At 65.2% G+C, this 15001-nt stretch carries 17 protein-coding genes; 11 read left to right on the forward strand and 6 right to left on the reverse strand.

Annotated elements, in window-relative coordinates; genetic code table 11:
* Positions 1–49: 49 nt before the first annotated feature.
* From B2585_RS05785 to B2585_RS05795, 3 genes are read right to left on the reverse strand one after another with little or no spacing between them, the layout of a single operon-like run.
* A complete protein-coding gene (locus B2585_RS05785; protein WP_292020958.1) occupies positions 50–571 on the reverse strand; it encodes a gamma carbonic anhydrase family protein in 522 nt (173 codons plus the stop codon).
* Complete coding sequence (gmk, locus tag B2585_RS05790; protein ID WP_292020960.1) at positions 568–1209, reverse strand: guanylate kinase; 642 nt, start codon at positions 1207–1209, stop codon at positions 568–570. The genes B2585_RS05785 and gmk overlap by 4 nt, the downstream gene beginning before the upstream one ends.
* A 9-nt stretch (positions 1210–1218) precedes the next feature.
* Positions 1219–2109, reverse strand: coding sequence for a YicC/YloC family endoribonuclease (locus tag B2585_RS05795; protein WP_339718204.1), 891 nt, complete (start codon positions 2107–2109; stop codon positions 1219–1221).
* A 134-nt stretch (positions 2110–2243) separates the two neighbouring features.
* Between B2585_RS05795 and B2585_RS05800 the strand changes: the two genes are divergently transcribed.
* Entirely contained in the window at positions 2244–2918 is a 675-nt protein-coding gene (locus B2585_RS05800) for a PAS domain-containing protein (protein WP_292020962.1), read from the forward strand.
* Between the two features lie 85 nt (positions 2919–3003).
* On the opposite strand, the gene B2585_RS05805 is transcribed toward B2585_RS05800, so the two are convergent.
* Complete coding sequence (locus B2585_RS05805) at positions 3004–4374, reverse strand: class II 3-deoxy-7-phosphoheptulonate synthase (RefSeq protein WP_292020964.1); 1371 nt, start codon at positions 4372–4374, stop codon at positions 3004–3006.
* 179 nt (positions 4375–4553) lie between these two features.
* Here B2585_RS05805 and B2585_RS05810 point away from each other — a divergent pair, with 179 nt between their 5' ends.
* Positions 4554–5540 (forward strand): GlxA family transcriptional regulator, encoded by a 987-nt coding sequence (locus B2585_RS05810; protein WP_292020965.1) that lies wholly within the window; start codon positions 4554–4556, stop codon positions 5538–5540.
* Between the two features lie 9 nt (positions 5541–5549).
* On the opposite strand, the gene B2585_RS05815 is transcribed toward B2585_RS05810, so the two are convergent.
* Positions 5550–6659, reverse strand: coding sequence for a PQQ-dependent sugar dehydrogenase (locus B2585_RS05815; RefSeq protein WP_292020967.1), 1110 nt, complete (start codon positions 6657–6659; stop codon positions 5550–5552).
* Between the two features lie 168 nt (positions 6660–6827).
* On the opposite strand from B2585_RS05815, the gene B2585_RS05820 reads away from it, so the two are divergent.
* The 9 genes from B2585_RS05820 to B2585_RS05860 all read left to right on the forward strand — a co-directional run bounded on the left by B2585_RS05820 (position 6828) and on the right by B2585_RS05860 (position 13823).
* Positions 6828–8024 carry an ABC transporter substrate-binding protein gene (locus tag B2585_RS05820; RefSeq protein WP_292020969.1) on the forward strand — a complete coding sequence of 399 codons (1197 nt, stop codon included), beginning with the start codon at positions 6828–6830 and terminating at the stop codon, positions 8022–8024.
* 77 nt (positions 8025–8101) lie between these two features.
* On the forward strand, positions 8102–8884 hold the full coding sequence (locus B2585_RS05825) for an ABC transporter ATP-binding protein (RefSeq protein ID WP_292020971.1): 783 nt from the start codon (positions 8102–8104) through the stop codon (positions 8882–8884).
* Positions 8881–9375 (forward strand): hypothetical protein, encoded by a 495-nt coding sequence (locus B2585_RS05830; protein ID WP_292020972.1) that lies wholly within the window; start codon positions 8881–8883, stop codon positions 9373–9375. Before B2585_RS05825 ends, B2585_RS05830 begins: the two co-directional genes overlap by 4 nt.
* The gene (locus B2585_RS05835) at positions 9372–10190 is read left to right on the forward strand and encodes an ABC transporter ATP-binding protein (protein ID WP_292020973.1); all 819 of its coding nucleotides are present in this window, start codon (positions 9372–9374) and stop codon (positions 10188–10190) included. The genes B2585_RS05830 and B2585_RS05835 overlap by 4 nt, the downstream gene beginning before the upstream one ends.
* Before the next feature lie 4 nt (positions 10191–10194).
* A complete protein-coding gene (locus tag B2585_RS05840) occupies positions 10195–10554 on the forward strand; it encodes a hypothetical protein (protein ID WP_292020974.1) in 360 nt (119 codons plus the stop codon).
* Positions 10551–10910, forward strand: a complete 360-nt coding sequence (locus B2585_RS05845; protein ID WP_292020975.1) for a hypothetical protein — start codon at positions 10551–10553, stop codon at positions 10908–10910. Before B2585_RS05840 ends, B2585_RS05845 begins: the two co-directional genes overlap by 4 nt.
* The gene (locus B2585_RS05850; RefSeq protein ID WP_292022742.1) at positions 10910–11920 is read left to right on the forward strand and encodes a branched-chain amino acid ABC transporter permease; all 1011 of its coding nucleotides are present in this window, start codon (positions 10910–10912) and stop codon (positions 11918–11920) included. The genes B2585_RS05845 and B2585_RS05850 overlap by 1 nt, the downstream gene beginning before the upstream one ends.
* On the forward strand, positions 11917–13221 hold the full coding sequence (locus tag B2585_RS05855) for a branched-chain amino acid ABC transporter permease (protein ID WP_292020977.1): 1305 nt from the start codon (positions 11917–11919) through the stop codon (positions 13219–13221). Before B2585_RS05850 ends, B2585_RS05855 begins: the two co-directional genes overlap by 4 nt.
* On the forward strand, positions 13218–13823 hold the full coding sequence (locus B2585_RS05860; RefSeq protein WP_292020979.1) for a nucleotidyltransferase family protein: 606 nt from the start codon (positions 13218–13220) through the stop codon (positions 13821–13823). Before B2585_RS05855 ends, B2585_RS05860 begins: the two co-directional genes overlap by 4 nt.
* Here the strand turns inward: B2585_RS05860 and B2585_RS05865 are convergent, their stop codons facing one another.
* Positions 13824–14516: a Hint domain-containing protein gene (locus tag B2585_RS05865; RefSeq protein ID WP_292020981.1), complete on the reverse strand. Its 693-nt coding sequence runs from the start codon at positions 14514–14516 to the stop codon at positions 13824–13826.
* Positions 14517–15001: the final 485 nt, after the last annotated feature.

Below are 15001 nucleotides of genomic sequence, written 5' to 3' on the forward strand. Positions count from 1 at the left end.
TGTGCCTCGCCCCCAAACTGCTGCGTAGGGTCACAAAGAAATCAGCGGGTTAGCCGATGGATTTCAGGCCTGACCTGAAGCGGCGCATGTTGTCCTGGTAGTGTTCGGCCGAGGCGATGAGCGCCTTGCGCTGCGCCTCGCCCAATTCACGCGCCACCTTGCCCGGCGATCCCAGCACCATCGACCCGTCAGGAATCTCCTTGCCTTCCGTCACCAGCGCCCCGGCCCCGATCAGGCAGCCCTTGCCGATCTTCGCGCCGTTCAGCACCGTGGCCCCCATGCCGATCAGGCTCCCGTCGCCCACCGTGCAGCCGTGAAGCATCGCCTTGTGGCCCACCGTCACGTTTTCGCCGATGGTCAGCGGAAAGCCGATATCTGTGTGAAACACGCAGTTTTCCTGCACGTTCGAGCCGCGCCCGACGGTCAGCCGTTCGTTGTCGCCGCGAAGGGTCGCGCCGAACCAGACGCTCGCCCCAGCCTCCAGCACCACGTCCCCGATCACGTTCGCATCCGGCGCGATCCAGGTATCCTCGTCGATCTGCGGGGCGATACCGTCGAGTTCAAAGATCATGTGTCTGCCTCCTCGAATTCGGTTTGCAGCCTGCGGATGAAGGGAAAAAGATCGGGCTGCTGCGCCTGACGTAGACGCTCCGCCTCGATGATGGTGGTGAGCTTGGCGAAGGTGGTGTCGAGGTCGTCGTTGACGAGCACATAATCGTAGCCGTGCCAGTGGCTTATCTCGTCCCAGCTCTTCTGCATCCGCTTGGAAATCGTCTCGGGCGAATCCTTGCCCCGGCTGACCAGACGGCGGTGAAGCTCGTCGATCGACGGCGGCAGGACGAAGACCGACAGCACATGGTCCTTGAGCGCCGACATCTTGATCTGCTCCGCCCCCTGCCAGTCGATGTCGAACAGCACGTCCCGCCCGCCTTCGATCGCCTCGCGCACCGGGGCTTCGGGCGAGCCGTAGAAATGACCGAAGACATGCGCATGTTCGAGCATCTGACCTTCGTTCACCAGCGCCCGGAACCCGGCCTCCTCCATAAAGCGATAGTCCTTGCCGTCCACCTCGCCCGCACGCGGCGGCCGGGTGGTGGCCGAGACCGAGAAGGTCAGCGTCGGGTCCCAGTCCATCAGCCGATGGGCCAGCGTGGATTTTCCCGCGCCCGAGGGCGAGGACAGGATGATAAGAAGACCGCGACGCTTCATGGTGCCACCTTATTCGATATTCTGAACCTGCTCACGCATCTGGTCGATCAGCGCCTTGAGGTCCAGCCCGATCCGCGTGAGTGGTTGAAATCCGGCCTTGGAGCAGAGCGTGTTGGCCTCGCGGTTGAACTCCTGCATGAGGAAATCGAGCTTGCGCCCGCGCGGCTCGTCCCCGTCCAGAAGGCTGCGCGCCTGCGAGACATGGGCCTTGAGACGGTCCGTCTCTTCCCGCACGTCCGATTTGACGGCGATCAGGGCAAGCTCCTGCTCCACCCGGTCAGAATCCACCCCGTCAGTATGGTCCATCACGCGGGCCAGCGCGGCCTTGAGCGTCGCGGCCTGATCCTCGGTACGGGCGTCGAGCAGCGCCTCGGCCTCTGTGACCAGCGCTGCGACCTGGTCGAGTTGGGTGGTGATGATGTCGCGCAACGAGGCCCCTTCATGGGCGCGCATCGCGTCGAAGGCGTCAAGCAGGGCGGGCAGTTCCGCCGTGAGCGCCTTAACGAGCGGCGCCGCGTCATCGTCGCCCTGTGCCGTTTCGACCACGCCGCGCATCCCGGCGATGTCCACGGCGCGACTTGGGGCCAGTTCCATACCGTTGCGCGCAGCGGTCGCGTCGATCTCGGCCAGCATCCCGAGCGCACGCTCCAGCGCGGCGGGGTTGAGCGCCAGCGCCCCCTCCTCAGAGTCGCGCTGAACGCGCAGCGAAACAGTCACGTTGCCCCGCGCGACCGAGGCCGACACCGCCTTGCGCACCGCAGGCTCCAGCCCGTCGATCCAGTCCGGCACCCGGATACGCATGTCCAGCCCGCGCGCGTTCACAGAACGGATGTCCCAGCTCCAGCTCCATGGCGGCAGCGCCCCCTTCAGCGCCGCGAACCCCGTCATCGACTTGGTCACGCGTTAACCCTTTCTTCAGGTTTCGCCCCAATTTGGACGAGATTGTGGCAAATTAAGGCATCGGTAAGGAACACCGACCATTCGTTAACAGAGGGTGCATCAGGGGGCAATAAAGCCCCGGCACGAAGGAAACCATGAAGATCGACACGAACTCCGGGTCCAACGTCATTTCCATCGGCGCGATGCGCGCGGAGGTGCATTTCCCCTCGATCGCGCGGGTCGAGGCCTATTGGGACGCGCTTCGCAACGGTCGCCTCATGCCCTCGCGCGGCGATGTGGACCCGCGCGGTATCTCGGACGTACTCGAATTCGCTTTCATCCTCGAAAAGATAGCGCCCGGTGTGGCGCGGCTGCGGCTTGCTGGAATGCATCTCAACGACATCATGGGGATGGAGGTGCGCGGGATGCCGATCACGGCCATGTTCCTGCCGGAGGCGCGGCGCGCGCTGCAATCGACGCTGGAATCGGTGCTGGAAAGCCCGGCGACCGCACGGCTCACGCTGGAGTCCGACAGCGGCCTGACCCGGCCCAAGCTGGAGGCGCAGATGGTGCTCCTGCCGCTCAAGGACGAACAGGGCCGGCCCACACGAGTGCTGGGCGCGTTGCAGGCCAAAGGCAAGATCGGCCGCGGACCGCGCCGCTTTCACATCACGTCGAAACAGATCGACCCCATACTCGGTGACATGCCAGACCGTTTCCCGGCCCCCGAAGAGGGCGCGGCCCAGCCCCGCGGCGCGACGAAAAAGCCCCAAGCCGACAGCGCACCCTTTCTGCGCCTCGTGCATGACGCGGAAGGCAGCGAGGGGTAAGAACCTCCGCACCCGAAAAAGCTGAACCCCAAAGAAAAAGCCCCGCGACCTGCGCGGGGCTTTCCTCATTCGAGTGCTGCGAGGCTCAAGCCGTCGCGGCCGCCGCCTCGGCCTTGCCCCGGTTCGACAGTTCCTCGGCCACGAGGAAGGCCAGTTCCAGCGACTGCGACGCGTTGAGGCGCGGATCGCAGGCCGTGTGGTAGCGATCCGAAAGATCCTCGTCCGTCACGGCGCGCACGCCGCCGGTGCACTCGGTCACGTCGCTGCCGGTCATCTCGAAATGCACGCCACCCGGCACGGTGCCGTGGTCGCGGTGAACCGCGAAGAACTCCTGCACTTCCGACAGAACCGCGTTGAACGGGCGCGTCTTGTAGCCCGAGGGCGACTTGATCGTATTGCCGTGCATCGGGTCGCAGGACCAGACCACGTTGGCGCCTTCGGATTTGACCGTTTCCACGAGACGCGGCAGATGCTCCGCCACCTTGCCCGCGCCGAAGCGTGCGATCAGGGTCAGGCGCCCGGCCTCGTTCTCCGGGTTCAGCTTTTCCATCAGGACCTTGAGGTCCTCTTCCGTCGTCGTCGGCCCGCATTTCAACCCGATCGGATTGATGACGCCGCGCGCAAATTCGACATGCGCGCCGTCCGGCTGCCGCGTGCGGTCGCCGATCCAGATCATGTGACCGGAGCCCGCGACCACCTGGCCGGAGGTGGAATCGACCCGCGCCAGCGCCTCTTCATACTCGAGCAGAAGCGCCTCGTGGGAGGTGTAGAAGTCCACGGTGGACAGTTCGTGGTTCAGGTCAGACGTCAGGCCCGCAGCACCCATGAAGTCGAGCGCATCCTGGATACGGCTTGCCATATCCCGGTACTTCTCGGCCTCATCGCTTTCCGTGAACCCCAATGTCCAGGCGTGAACGCGGTGAATATCCGCGAAACCACCTGTCGAAAAGGCGCGCAGCAGGTTCAGCGTCGCCGCCGACTGCGTGTAGGCCTGGAGCATCTTGCCCGGATCAGGCACCCGCGAGGCTTCGGTGAATGCAAGCTCGTTGATGATGTCGCCCCGGTAGCTGGGCAGTTCGACGCCATCCACGGTTTCCGTGGGGGCCGAGCGCGGCTTGGCGAACTGGCCCGCCATGCGGCCCACCTTCACCACAGGCACCTTGGCACCGTAGGTCAGGACCATCGCCATCTGGAGCATCACCTTGAAGGTGTCGCGGATGTTGTCCGCGCCGAATTCGGCAAAGCTCTCGGCGCAGTCGCCGCCCTGAAGCAGGAACGCCTCGCCGCGCGACGCGGCCCCGAGTTCACGCTTCAGCCGGCGCGCTTCCCCCGCAAAGACGAGCGGCGGATACTTAGAAAGCTGGGCCTCGACCTCGGCCAGACGGGCGGGGTCGGTGTAATCGGGCATCTGAACACGCGGCTTGTCGCGCCAGGCCGATTTGCTCCACTGAGTCATGTCTTCCTCCATCGCTCGGTCCGGAAGCGTGTGTTAGCGTCAACATTTCCGGGAAACACGGGCGGTATAGCCGTCCGGTGCCTTATTGGCAAAACAAACTTGCCCGGCCCTTGCCGCACGGCGCGAAAAGTGGTCCTAATTCTCAACCCTGACGGGGAGTCGAAGGAAAAGACGCGCCCATGCCCAGCCAAGACACCACCAAGAAAACCCGGCGTTTCGTCTTCGTGCTGATGCCGGAGTTCACGCTCCTGAGTTTCGCAGGGGCGTTGGATGCGCTGCGGCTGGTGAACCGGCAGCTCGGATTTCCCGCCTATGAATGGCGGCTGATCGGCGAAGGGGGTGGCACGGCGACCTGCTCGGCCGGGTCGAGTTTCTCGCTCGACGGCGACCTCGAAGAGCTGCGCCATGACGACACGATCCTGCTGTGTTCCGGCACCAACGTGACGCGCCACACGTCGCCCAAGCTCATTTCCTGGCTGCGGCGCGAGGCGCGGCGCGGCGTTACCGTGGCCGGTCTTTGCACGGCGGCCTATGCGCTGGCCAAGGCGGGGCTTCTGGACCAGAAACGCGCAACGATTCACTGGGAGAACCACGACGGCTTCCTGGAGGATTTTCCCGAGGTGGACCTGACCAAGTCGATCTACGTCATCGACGGCAAGATCATCACGACCGCGGGCGGCACCGCCTCGATGGACCTGATGCTCACGCTCATCAGCCGGGACGTGGGCGCCGACGTGGCCAACGCGGTGGCCGATCAGCAGATCTACACCTCCATCCGCACCGACCGGGACTCCCAACGCCTTTCGGTCCCGACCCGGATCGGCGTGCGCCACCCCAAGCTCGCGACCGTTATCCAGAAGATGGAAACGCATATCGAGGACCCGATCAGCCCCGCGACGCTCGCCAACGAGGTGGGGCTGTCGACCCGGCAGTTGGAGCGGCTCTTTCGCCGCTACCTCAACCGATCGCCCAAGCGGTATTACATGGAGCTTCGGCTGGGACGGGCGCGCAACCTGCTGATGCAGACCGAGATGAACGTCATCAACGTGGCGCTCGCCTGCGGGTTCACCAGCCCCTCGCATTTCTCGAAATGCTACCGCGCGCAGTACGGCACGACGCCCTACCGCGAACGCGGCAGTCACGCCGGGGCGGACCCGGCGGGCTGACGCGCCGGGTCAACTCTCCGGTGCCATCCGGTAGATCGCGCCGTTGTCTTCCGAGATGAACCAGATCGACCCGTCGGGCGCCTCGGCCACGTCGCGCACGCGGCGGGTTTCGCGGGTCTTGATCTTTTCCTCGCTCCAGTCGGAGGGATCGAGCACCGAGAGGTAGTCGAATTTGAGGCTGCCGACGAAGATATGGCCTTCCCACGCCGGAATGTCCCCGGACTGGATCGCCATGCCAGAGGGCGCGATGGACGGGTCCCAGAAGAACTCCGGCTGCGCCATGCCCGGCGCGTCGGTGCCCACGCCGATCTCGGAGCCGTCGTAATTTGTCCCGAACGAGATTTCCGGCCAGCCGTAGTTGGTGCCGGGTTCGATCCTGTTGACCTCGTCCCCGCCGCGCGCGCCGTGTTCGACGACCCAGAGCGTGCCGTCGTTGTCGAGCGCGGCGCCCTGCGGGTTGCGGTGGCCGTAGGACCAGATTTCCGGCAGCGCGCCATTTTCCCCCACGAAGGGGTTGTCATCAGGCACGCCGCCGTCGCGGGCCACGCGGATGACCGAGCCGTTGTGCTGGCCAAGGTCCTGAGCCTGCTCTTTCTGCCCCCGGTCGCCCACGGTGACGAAAAGCGCACCGTCCGGGGCCTCGACCACGCGCGAGCCGTAGTGGCGGGTCGTATTGCCGCCGTCGGCCATCTCGAACAGGACACGCCCGCCACTGAGCGCGTCGCCTGCCTGGTTCAGAACCGCGACGCTGAGCGCCGTGCCGGCCCCGTTCCCCTGCGCTTTTGAATAGGTCAGGAAGATCTCGCGCGTTTCCGCAAAGTCGCGAGCCACGGCAACGTCAAGCAGGCCGCCCTGCCCCTGCGCCACCACATCCGGCACGCCGGACACCTCGATCCGGTTGCCGGCCTCGTCATAGCGCCACAGACGCCCCTCGATCTCGGTGACGAGGAAGCCGCCGCCCGGCAGGAAATCCATCCCCCAGGGCATGTCGAGGCCGTCCACGACCTCGCTGATGTCCATCGGACCGGCCTTGGTCTCGACGGTCGCGGCGGTGGCGGGGAGCGCGGCCATGAGGGCGAGCGCGGCGGTGGCGGGGCGAAGGGCACTGAATACTGTCATACCCCGACGATGTGCGCCCGAAGCCCCCCGCACAATCGGCGCGCACGCGAACGTGACCATGCGTAAGGCGGCTTTGCAGGATGCGAAGGACCACACGGACCCCCCTTTTCATTCGCGAAATCCGCGCTAGGGTAGCGGCAGGACAATGATCCAACTGGGAGAACACAAATGAAAAAATTGCTACTCGCGACTGCTGCAACGTCTCTCGTTGCCACCGGCGCGCTGGCGGAAAGCCACATGTCGGAAGCCAAGATCGGCATTCTGCTGGGCTTCACCGGCCCGATCGAATCCCTGACGCCCCACATGGCAGAAAGCGCCGAGCTGGCGCTGAAGGAAGTCAACGATTCCGGTAACTTCCTCGAGGGCGTGATGCTCGCGTCCACGCAGGCCGACACGACCTGTGTCGACGCTGCCGCCGCTACGGCCGCAGGCGAAGGCTTGGTGTCGAACGAAGGCGTCATCGCGATCATGGGCGCGGCCTGTTCGGGCGCGACGACCGCGGTTCTGGCCAACGTGGCCCTGCCGAACGGCGTTCCGATGATCTCGCCGTCCTCCACTTCGCCAGCGCTCACGACCGTCGAAGACAACGGCCTGTTCTTCCGCACCGCACCGTCGGATGCGCGTCAGGGTGAAGTTCTCGCCCAGGTGCTCGCCGACAAGGGCGTCACCTCGGTCGCCGTGACCTACACTAACAACGACTACGGCAAAGGCTTTGCCGATGCGTTCAACGCGGCCTTCGAGGCGACCGGCGGCTCGATCACGGCCACCGTTCCCCACGAAGACGGCAAGGGCGACTACTCGGCCGAAGTCGGCTCGCTCGCCTCGGCGGGTGGCGACGTGCTTGTCGTGCTCGGCTATGCGGACTCCGGCGGGAAGGGCGTGATCCAGTCGGCCATCGACACGGGCGCCTTCGATACCTTCGCCATGGGTGACGGCATGTATGCCGACTCGCTCATCGCGGATCTCGGCGACATGCTCGTCGGCTCCTACGGCACCATCCCCGGCGCGGCGGGCGAAGGCATGGAAGCCTTCGTGAAGATCACCGACGAAGCCGGCATCAACGGCTCCTCCGCCTTCACCCGTGAAAGCTACGACGCGGCGGCCCTGCTGGCGCTCGCAGCCATGAAGGGTGGCGAAGCGACCGGCGAAGCCATCGCGGCGAACGTGATGGACGTGGCCAACGCACCCGGTGAGCAGATCCTTCCGGGCGAACTGGGCAAAGCGCTCCAGATCCTCGCGGACGGTGGTGACGTGGACTACGTCGGTGCCTCGGGTGTCGAGCTGATCGAGCCGGGCGAAGCCGCCGGGTCGTACGAAGAGTACGAGATCAACGAAGACGGCTACTCGACGGTTCAGTACCGCTGAGCGCCTTTTCCTAGACAAACGGCCCAAGCCCGGGGACACTTCTCCCCGGGCTTGGTACATACGGAGGTGGGCGGTCCGTGATCACGGTTGAAAACCTGCACAAACATTTCGGTGGCTTTCATGCGGTCGACGGCGCGAGCCTGACGATCGAAGGCGGATCTATCACCGGCCTCATCGGCCCGAACGGCGCCGGAAAAACCACTCTTTTCAATGTGATCGCCGGCGTTCTTGAGCCGACATCAGGCCGCGTCCTGATGGAAGGCGAGGACATTACCGGCCTTCCGCCGCACACGCTGTTTCACAAGGGCCTGCTGCGCACCTTCCAGATCGCGCATGAATTCGGCTCGATGACATGCCGGGAAAACCTGATGATGGTGCCCGGCGGTCAGGCGGGTGAACGGCTCTGGGACACATGGTTCGGGCGCAAGCGCATCGCGGAAGAAGAACGCGCCCTGCGCGCGAAGGCCGACGAGGTGATGGAATTCCTCACCATCGAGCAGATTTCGGACCAGCGCGCGGGCCAGGTGTCCGGCGGGCAGAAGAAACTCCTCGAACTCGGGCGCACCATGATGGTGGACGCCAAGATCGTCTTTCTCGACGAGGTCGGCGCGGGCGTGAACCGCACGTTGCTTTACACCATCGCGGACGCGATCAAGCGACTCAACGTCGAGCGCGGCTATACCTTCGTGGTGATCGAGCACGACATGGATTTCATCGAGAAACTCTGCGACCCGGTCATCTGCATGGCCGAGGGCAAGGTGCTGGCCCAAGGGACGCTGGCCGAGATCAAGGCCAATGAACAGGTGATCGAGGCCTATCTGGGCACCGGTCTCAAGAACAAGGAGCAGATCGGCGCATGATCCGTTCCGCCCTCGTGATGCTCCTGCTGACCGCCGCCCCGGCACTCGCGCAATCCTGCGACACCGTGGGCGACGGCGTGCTGTTCTGCCCCGATGGCGGGGTCTGGGACGGGGTGCGTGGCGCCTTCGACGGCGAACTGGGCGTTACGATCTATCACAAGGGCCAGGTCATGCTGCTGACCGGCCCGCTCCCGCCCTTCGCCTATGACACATGGGTCGCCACGCCCGGCGACGTGGCGTTGGCGGCCGCGAGCTTCCCGGCGCAGGAGCGCGTGGACATCCTCGATCGCCCCGCGCCCATGCTGCCTGGCATGACCGCCGAAACGCTGCTCTATCAGGCGCAGCCGGATCTCATCTCGCTGGTCACGGTGGCCGATCTGTCGGGCGTGCCGCACATGGTACAGACGGTCGACGAGGGCACAAACCTGACAAATGCACATGAGGCATTGCATCGTTCGGCGCTGATGGCGCTGGTGGAGGACGGGCTATGAGCGACGCATACGGCGGACGCGGCAACAAGGACCGCTCGGTCACGAAAGAGGGCGGCGCGACGATGACGCCCGGCCCCCAGCACGGTAAGGCCCGCCCCGCGCCCGGCGGCCCCTTCCTGATCGGTGACACGATGACCGGCGGCTACGGCAACGGTCCCGACATCCTGCACGACTGCACCATCGCGGTAGACGAGGGCGAGATTGCGGTCATCGTCGGCCCGAACGGCGCAGGCAAGTCCACGGGGATGAAGGCGCTCTTCGGCATGTTGAACGTGCGCGCGGGAACCGTGCGGCTCGACGGTGAGGATATCACCGACCTCAGCCCACAGGACCGGGTGAAGAAGGGCATGGGCTTCGTCCCGCAGACCCACAACATCTTCACCTCCATGACGGTCGAGGAAAACCTCGAGATGGGGGCGTTCATCCGCACCGACGACATTCGCCCGACGATGGAGCAGGTCTATGACCTGTTCCCGATCCTCAAGGAAAAACGCTACCAGCCCGCGGGCGAACTGTCCGGCGGTCAGCGCCAGCAGGTGGCGGTGGGGCGCGCGCTCATGACCCAGCCGAAGGTTCTGATGCTGGACGAGCCGACCGCCGGCGTGTCGCCCATCGTGATGGACGAGCTGTTCGACCGGATCATCGAGGTGGCCCGCACGGGCCTGCCCGTCCTGATGGTCGAACAGAACGCGCGACAGGCGCTGGAGATCGCCGACAAGGGCTATGTCCTCGTGCAAGGCGCGAACGCGCATACGGGCACCGGCAAGGAGCTTCTCGCCGACCCCGAAGTGCGTCAGAGTTTCCTTGGAGGATAATGCCGTGCGCAACGCCCTGATCGCCCTCGCCCTCACCCTGCCGCTTCCGGCGGCTGCCGATATGTACGACTGCCTGATGGTCGAGGAATGTCAGGGCTCCAACGCCTGCACGTCTTCCGACTGGGAGTTCTCAATCGGCACGATGGAAGACGGTGCGATGCTCATGTCCTCGATGGCGGGTGAGAACCTGTACAACCTGATCGCCGAGGACGGCGGGTATTTCGCCTATGCCTCGGCCAACCTGGCGACCGGCGTGGTCGGGTTGATGACCCTCTCGCCGGACCTGATCCTGGATGTGGCCGAGCTGGGAATGTACGACGGGGCCGAGCGGACCTCCTATGCCGGACGGTGCGCGCCCCGATGACGAGAACCGCCGCCCTCCTCGCGCTCGCCGCCCCGCTCGCCGCACATGGCGAGGGCGCGCGTCTTGCGCTTGATTGCGCGGGCGCAGACGACACCGCCCGCACGTTCGTCTTTGCCCCCGTCGAGGTCGACGCAGAGGGCATCGGGCGCATCACGGTCGGCGAAGACGCACGACCCGGCATCGCCGCCGGGTTCTTTGGCCCGTGGAGCTGGACCGCCGACAAGGTCAGGACCACGCTCATGGTCAACGGCGACGCCGGCGATGACGGCGTTCCAATGCTGCTCCACGAACTCGACACCACCACCACGCCATTCACGGCGACCCTCACCGAATTGACCTGCGAGGCCCCGTTTTGATCGATGTGCTGAACGCGATCGTCGCGTTTTTGAATTTCGTCTTCATCCCGGCCGCCGCCTACGGCAGCCAGCTCGCCCTCGGCGCGCTCGGTGTCACGCTGATCTACGGCATCCTGCGGTTCTCGAACTTCGCCCACGGCGACACGATGTCCTTCGGGACGATGGCGGTGATCCTGTTCACATGGCTGTTCCAAAGCTGGGGGCTGAGCCTCGGCCCGCTGCCCGTGGCGCTGCTCGCCCTGCCCTTCGGCATCGTCATCACGGCGCTGCTCGTGCTCGGGACGGACAAGCTGGTCTATTCCTACTACAGGCGGGTGAAGGCCAAGCCCATCGTGCTCGTCATGGCGTCAATCGGTGTGATGTTCGTGCTGAACGGCGTGGTGCGCCTCATCATCGGGCCGGGGGATCAGAACTTCGCGGATGGCGAGCGGTTCATCATCAATGCGCGGGAGTTCAAGGAATGGTCCGGGCTGGCCGAAGGGCTCGCCTTCAAGACCACACAGGGCATCACCATCGTCACCGCCGCGATCGTCGTGGCGCTGCTGTTCTGGTTTCTCAACCGCACGCGCACGGGCAAGTCCATGCGCGCCTATTCGGATAACGAGGATCTCGCGCTGCTCTCGGGCATCAACCCCGAGCGCGTGGTGATGATCACATGGATCATCGTCGCCGCCCTCGCCGCCATCGCGGGCACGCTTTACGGCCTCGACAAGAGCTTCAAGCCCTTCACCTATTTCCAGCTCCTGCTGCCGATCTTCGCCTCGGCCATCGTTGGGGGTCTGGGGTCGCCGCTCGGCGCCATCGCGGGCGGCTTCGTCATCGCGTTTTCCGAGGTGATGGTGACCTATGCATGGAAAAAGGTCGTGACCTATCTCGTGCCTGAGGCGTGGGAACCGTTGAGCCTGCTGCAACTCCTGTCGACCGACTACAAATTCGCGGTCTCCTTCGCGATCCTCGTGATCGTGCTCCTGTTCCGCCCAACCGGCCTCTTCAAAGGGAAATCCGTATGACCCTGAACTGGCGCAATATCGGGCTCTTCGCCCTCGTCGCCCTGCTGATCCTCGGCACGGGCATGTTCCAGAGCTGGAACCTTGCCCTCACGATCCTGAACATGGGGCTGGTCTCGGCCATCATGGCGCTCGGCGTGAACATGCAATGGGGCTATGCCGGGCTGTTCAACGTCGGCGTGATGGGCTTCATCGCCTTGGGCGGGCTGGCCGTTGTCGTCACTTCGGTCCCGCCGGTGGGTGAGGCCTGGGCCGCGGGCGGTGTGCGCGTCATCATCGCGCTTCTCGTCGGGCTCGCGGTGATCCTCGGGGGCGTTCAGATCTACAAACGGATGACGCCGGGCAAGCTGCGGTCACTGGCGCTCGTCGTCTTTCTGGTCGTCGGCTTCTTCGTATACCGCTGGATCTTCGACCCGGCGGTCGAGGCGATCGAGGCGGTGGACCCGGCCGCGACCGGCTTCCTCGGCGGGCTCGGCCTGCCCGTCCTTCTCGCCTGGCCTGTGGGCGGCGCGCTGGCGGCCGCCGCGGCCTGGGCCATCGGCAAGACCGCGCTCGGCCTGCGCTCCGACTACCTCGCCATCGCCACGCTCGGCATCTCCGAGATCGTCGTGGCCATGATGAAGAACGAGGACTGGCTCGGGCGCGGCGTGAAGAACGTGGTGGGCCTGCCTCGCCCCGTGCCTTACGAGATCGACCTGCAACGCTCCGAAGGCTTCGTCTCCTGGGCGCAGGGCTGGGGCGCGGACCCGGTCGTGGCCTCCTCGGTCGTGGTCAAGCTGGGCTATGCGGGGCTCTTCCTCGTGGTGCTCCTGATCCTCATCTGGATGTCCGAAATGGCGCTGCGCTCGCCCTGGGGCCGCATGATGCGCGCGATCCGTGACAATGAGGTCGCCGCCGAAGCCATGGGCAAGGACGTCACGCGCCGCCACCTTCAGGTCTTCATCCTCGGCTCGGCCGTGGTCGGCATCGGCGGCGCCATGATGACCACGCTGGACGGACAGATCACCCCGGCCTCCTACCAACCGCTCCGCTACACCTTCCTCGTCTGGGTCATGGTGATCGTCGGCGGCTCCGGCAACAACTGGGGCGCGGTGCTCGGCGGCTTCCTCATCTGGTTCTTCTGGGTGCAGGTGGAGCCGATGGGTCAGGCGCTCATGCAGTTCGTGACCGCCGGCATGGCGGACGGATCGGCGCTCAAGGACCACCTGCTCGGCAGCGCGGCCCAGATGCGCCTCTTCACGATGGGGGTCATCATGCTCCTCGTGCTCAGGTTCAGCCCACGCGGGCTGATTCCGGAAAAATGACCGGCCTCGCGCTCCCCGTCCTCATCCTTGCGGCGGGGATGTCGAACCGGATGGCCGGGCGTGACAAGCTGATGGAAGAGGTGGACGGCACGCCGCTCCTCCTCGACCGGGTGGCCGCCGCCCGTGCGACGGGTCAGCCGGTGCTCGTCACCCTGCCCCCGCGCGATGCACGCCCTGAGCGGTGGAACCTGTTGGACGACTTGCCCGTCGCGGCGATCGAGGTGCCGGATGCCGAGGACGGGATGGCCCGTTCCCTCGCCGCCGGGATCACCGCCTTGCCCGAGGGGGCGGTCGCCGTGATGATCCTTCTGGCTGACATGCCCGAGATCACGACCGAGGATATGCGCCGCGTGCTGGATGCCTTCGATGGCGACATGATCCTGCGCGGCGCGACGGCCGACGGCAAGCTGGGCCATCCGGTCGTCTTTCCGTTCCGGGATTTCACGGCGCTTCGCTCGCTCGAAGGCGACAGCGGCGCGCAGGTGGTGCTTGATGAGAACGCGGATCGCGTCAGGGCCGTGTCGCTCCCCTATTCGCACGCGCGCACGGACCTCGACACGCCCGAAGCGTGGGACGCCTGGCGGGCGGGTCGGGAAAGCTGATCAGATCAGGTCGAGAAGCCGGGCTTCGCGCGCGTCCACGGACATGCGCGGCGAGATGTAGTTGGCATCGCCATTCTCATACCGAAGGCGCGGAACGCATTCCGTGATCTCCGCCCACTGCTCGGGGAACGCGACGCGGATCGACCACATCTCGGGCGAGAAGCTCTCCATCCAGACGCCGTTGGCGCGGATGAGTTCGTGGGTGTCGAGCAGAACGTGCTTGAAGCGCATCACTGAACGCGGGACGAAGTCGATCCCGTCAAGATGCGTCAGGTCGCCCACTTCCGCCATAACCTCGTCCGTGCCGAAGTAAAGCTCGTTGAGCGGATTGCGCACGAGGACGCGGTGACCGGCGTTCAGCACGAGGTTACCCGCTTCCGGGTCCGTGCCGCAGGTGCCGGCCTTGATGCGCACGGGGCCGCGCTCATCATCCTGGGCGCTTTCGTTTTCATTGTCGTAGACGGACATGCTCTCACCGACCCAGCGCACGGCGGCCGTGCCGTGGTCGCGGGTGATGACCTCATCCCCGGCCTTCAGATCACGCGACAGGACCGGACCGTTCACCGTCTCGATGACGGCGGACGGCGCGAAACCGGACGTCGAGAACGTCGTCAGCGGGGACGATCCGCGCGCGTCGAACGGCAGGCTGGGGTCTAGGTCGCGATCTACGGCAGGAGAGCGGAAGTGCAACATGGAGGACGTCCAATCGGTCTACGCAAGAGTTCGAGGTTCAAGCTAGACGGCAATGGTGCCGGAAATATGAAGCAAATCAGGAAAATGCGACGCAGTTTCGAGCCCCGAATTCCCTTGTTTTGTTGGTCCGCGCATCCCGATTGACACAAATTCGCCCGATTTCGCCACATTCCGGCCCGCCCGCGCCCCACCTTCTGCGCCCGTGCAGCCACCGCGGCATGAGGCCCCATATCACGCCGAAAGGCCTTCTTTTGCGGGCGATTCGGGGGACAGGACGAGAGTTTGTCCGCGTTTCGGAAACAATACCGGCAATTGTTTCGCATTAGGGACTGTGGCGAAACAATGGCGACACTGCGACGCCGGTGTCGAAATTGCTAACAGGCAAATCGCCGGGGGCCAAACCAAAAACAACCCTGCGACCCAGCCGCAAGGTTGCCTTCGGAACACTGAAACGTCGGACCAAGCATGCAGGCCTAAACGCGATC

Source organism: Maritimibacter sp. UBA3975 (genome assembly GCF_002384975.1).
Taxonomy (GTDB): domain Bacteria; phylum Pseudomonadota; class Alphaproteobacteria; order Rhodobacterales; family Rhodobacteraceae; genus Maritimibacter.

What these genes read in the sequence shown, in the direction of transcription:
- gmk (WP_292020960.1), bottom strand. Translation starts at nt 1,209, where the DNA reads ATGAAGCGTCGCGGTCTTCTTATCATCCTGTCCTCGCCCTCGGGCGCG.
- B2585_RS05805 (WP_292020964.1), bottom strand. Translation starts at nt 4,374, where the DNA reads ATGACTCAGTGGAGCAAATCGGCCTGGCGCGACAAGCCGCGTGTTCAG.
- B2585_RS05845 (WP_292020975.1), top strand. Translation starts at nt 10,551, where the DNA reads ATGACGAGAACCGCCGCCCTCCTCGCGCTCGCCGCCCCGCTCGCCGCA.
- B2585_RS05855 (WP_292020977.1), top strand. Translation starts at nt 11,917, where the DNA reads ATGACCCTGAACTGGCGCAATATCGGGCTCTTCGCCCTCGTCGCCCTG.
- B2585_RS05785 (WP_292020958.1), bottom strand. Translation starts at nt 571, where the DNA reads ATGATCTTTGAACTCGACGGTATCGCCCCGCAGATCGACGAGGATACC.
- B2585_RS05865 (WP_292020981.1), bottom strand. Translation starts at nt 14,516, where the DNA reads ATGTTGCACTTCCGCTCTCCTGCCGTAGATCGCGACCTAGACCCCAGC.
- B2585_RS05815 (WP_292020967.1), bottom strand. Translation starts at nt 6,659, where the DNA reads ATGACAGTATTCAGTGCCCTTCGCCCCGCCACCGCCGCGCTCGCCCTC.
- B2585_RS05830 (WP_292020972.1), top strand. Translation starts at nt 8,881, where the DNA reads ATGATCCGTTCCGCCCTCGTGATGCTCCTGCTGACCGCCGCCCCGGCA.
- B2585_RS05810 (WP_292020965.1), top strand. Translation starts at nt 4,554, where the DNA reads ATGCCCAGCCAAGACACCACCAAGAAAACCCGGCGTTTCGTCTTCGTG.
- B2585_RS05820 (WP_292020969.1), top strand. Translation starts at nt 6,828, where the DNA reads ATGAAAAAATTGCTACTCGCGACTGCTGCAACGTCTCTCGTTGCCACC.
- B2585_RS05800 (WP_292020962.1), top strand. Translation starts at nt 2,244, where the DNA reads ATGAAGATCGACACGAACTCCGGGTCCAACGTCATTTCCATCGGCGCG.
- B2585_RS05835 (WP_292020973.1), top strand. Translation starts at nt 9,372, where the DNA reads ATGAGCGACGCATACGGCGGACGCGGCAACAAGGACCGCTCGGTCACG.
- B2585_RS05860 (WP_292020979.1), top strand. Translation starts at nt 13,218, where the DNA reads ATGACCGGCCTCGCGCTCCCCGTCCTCATCCTTGCGGCGGGGATGTCG.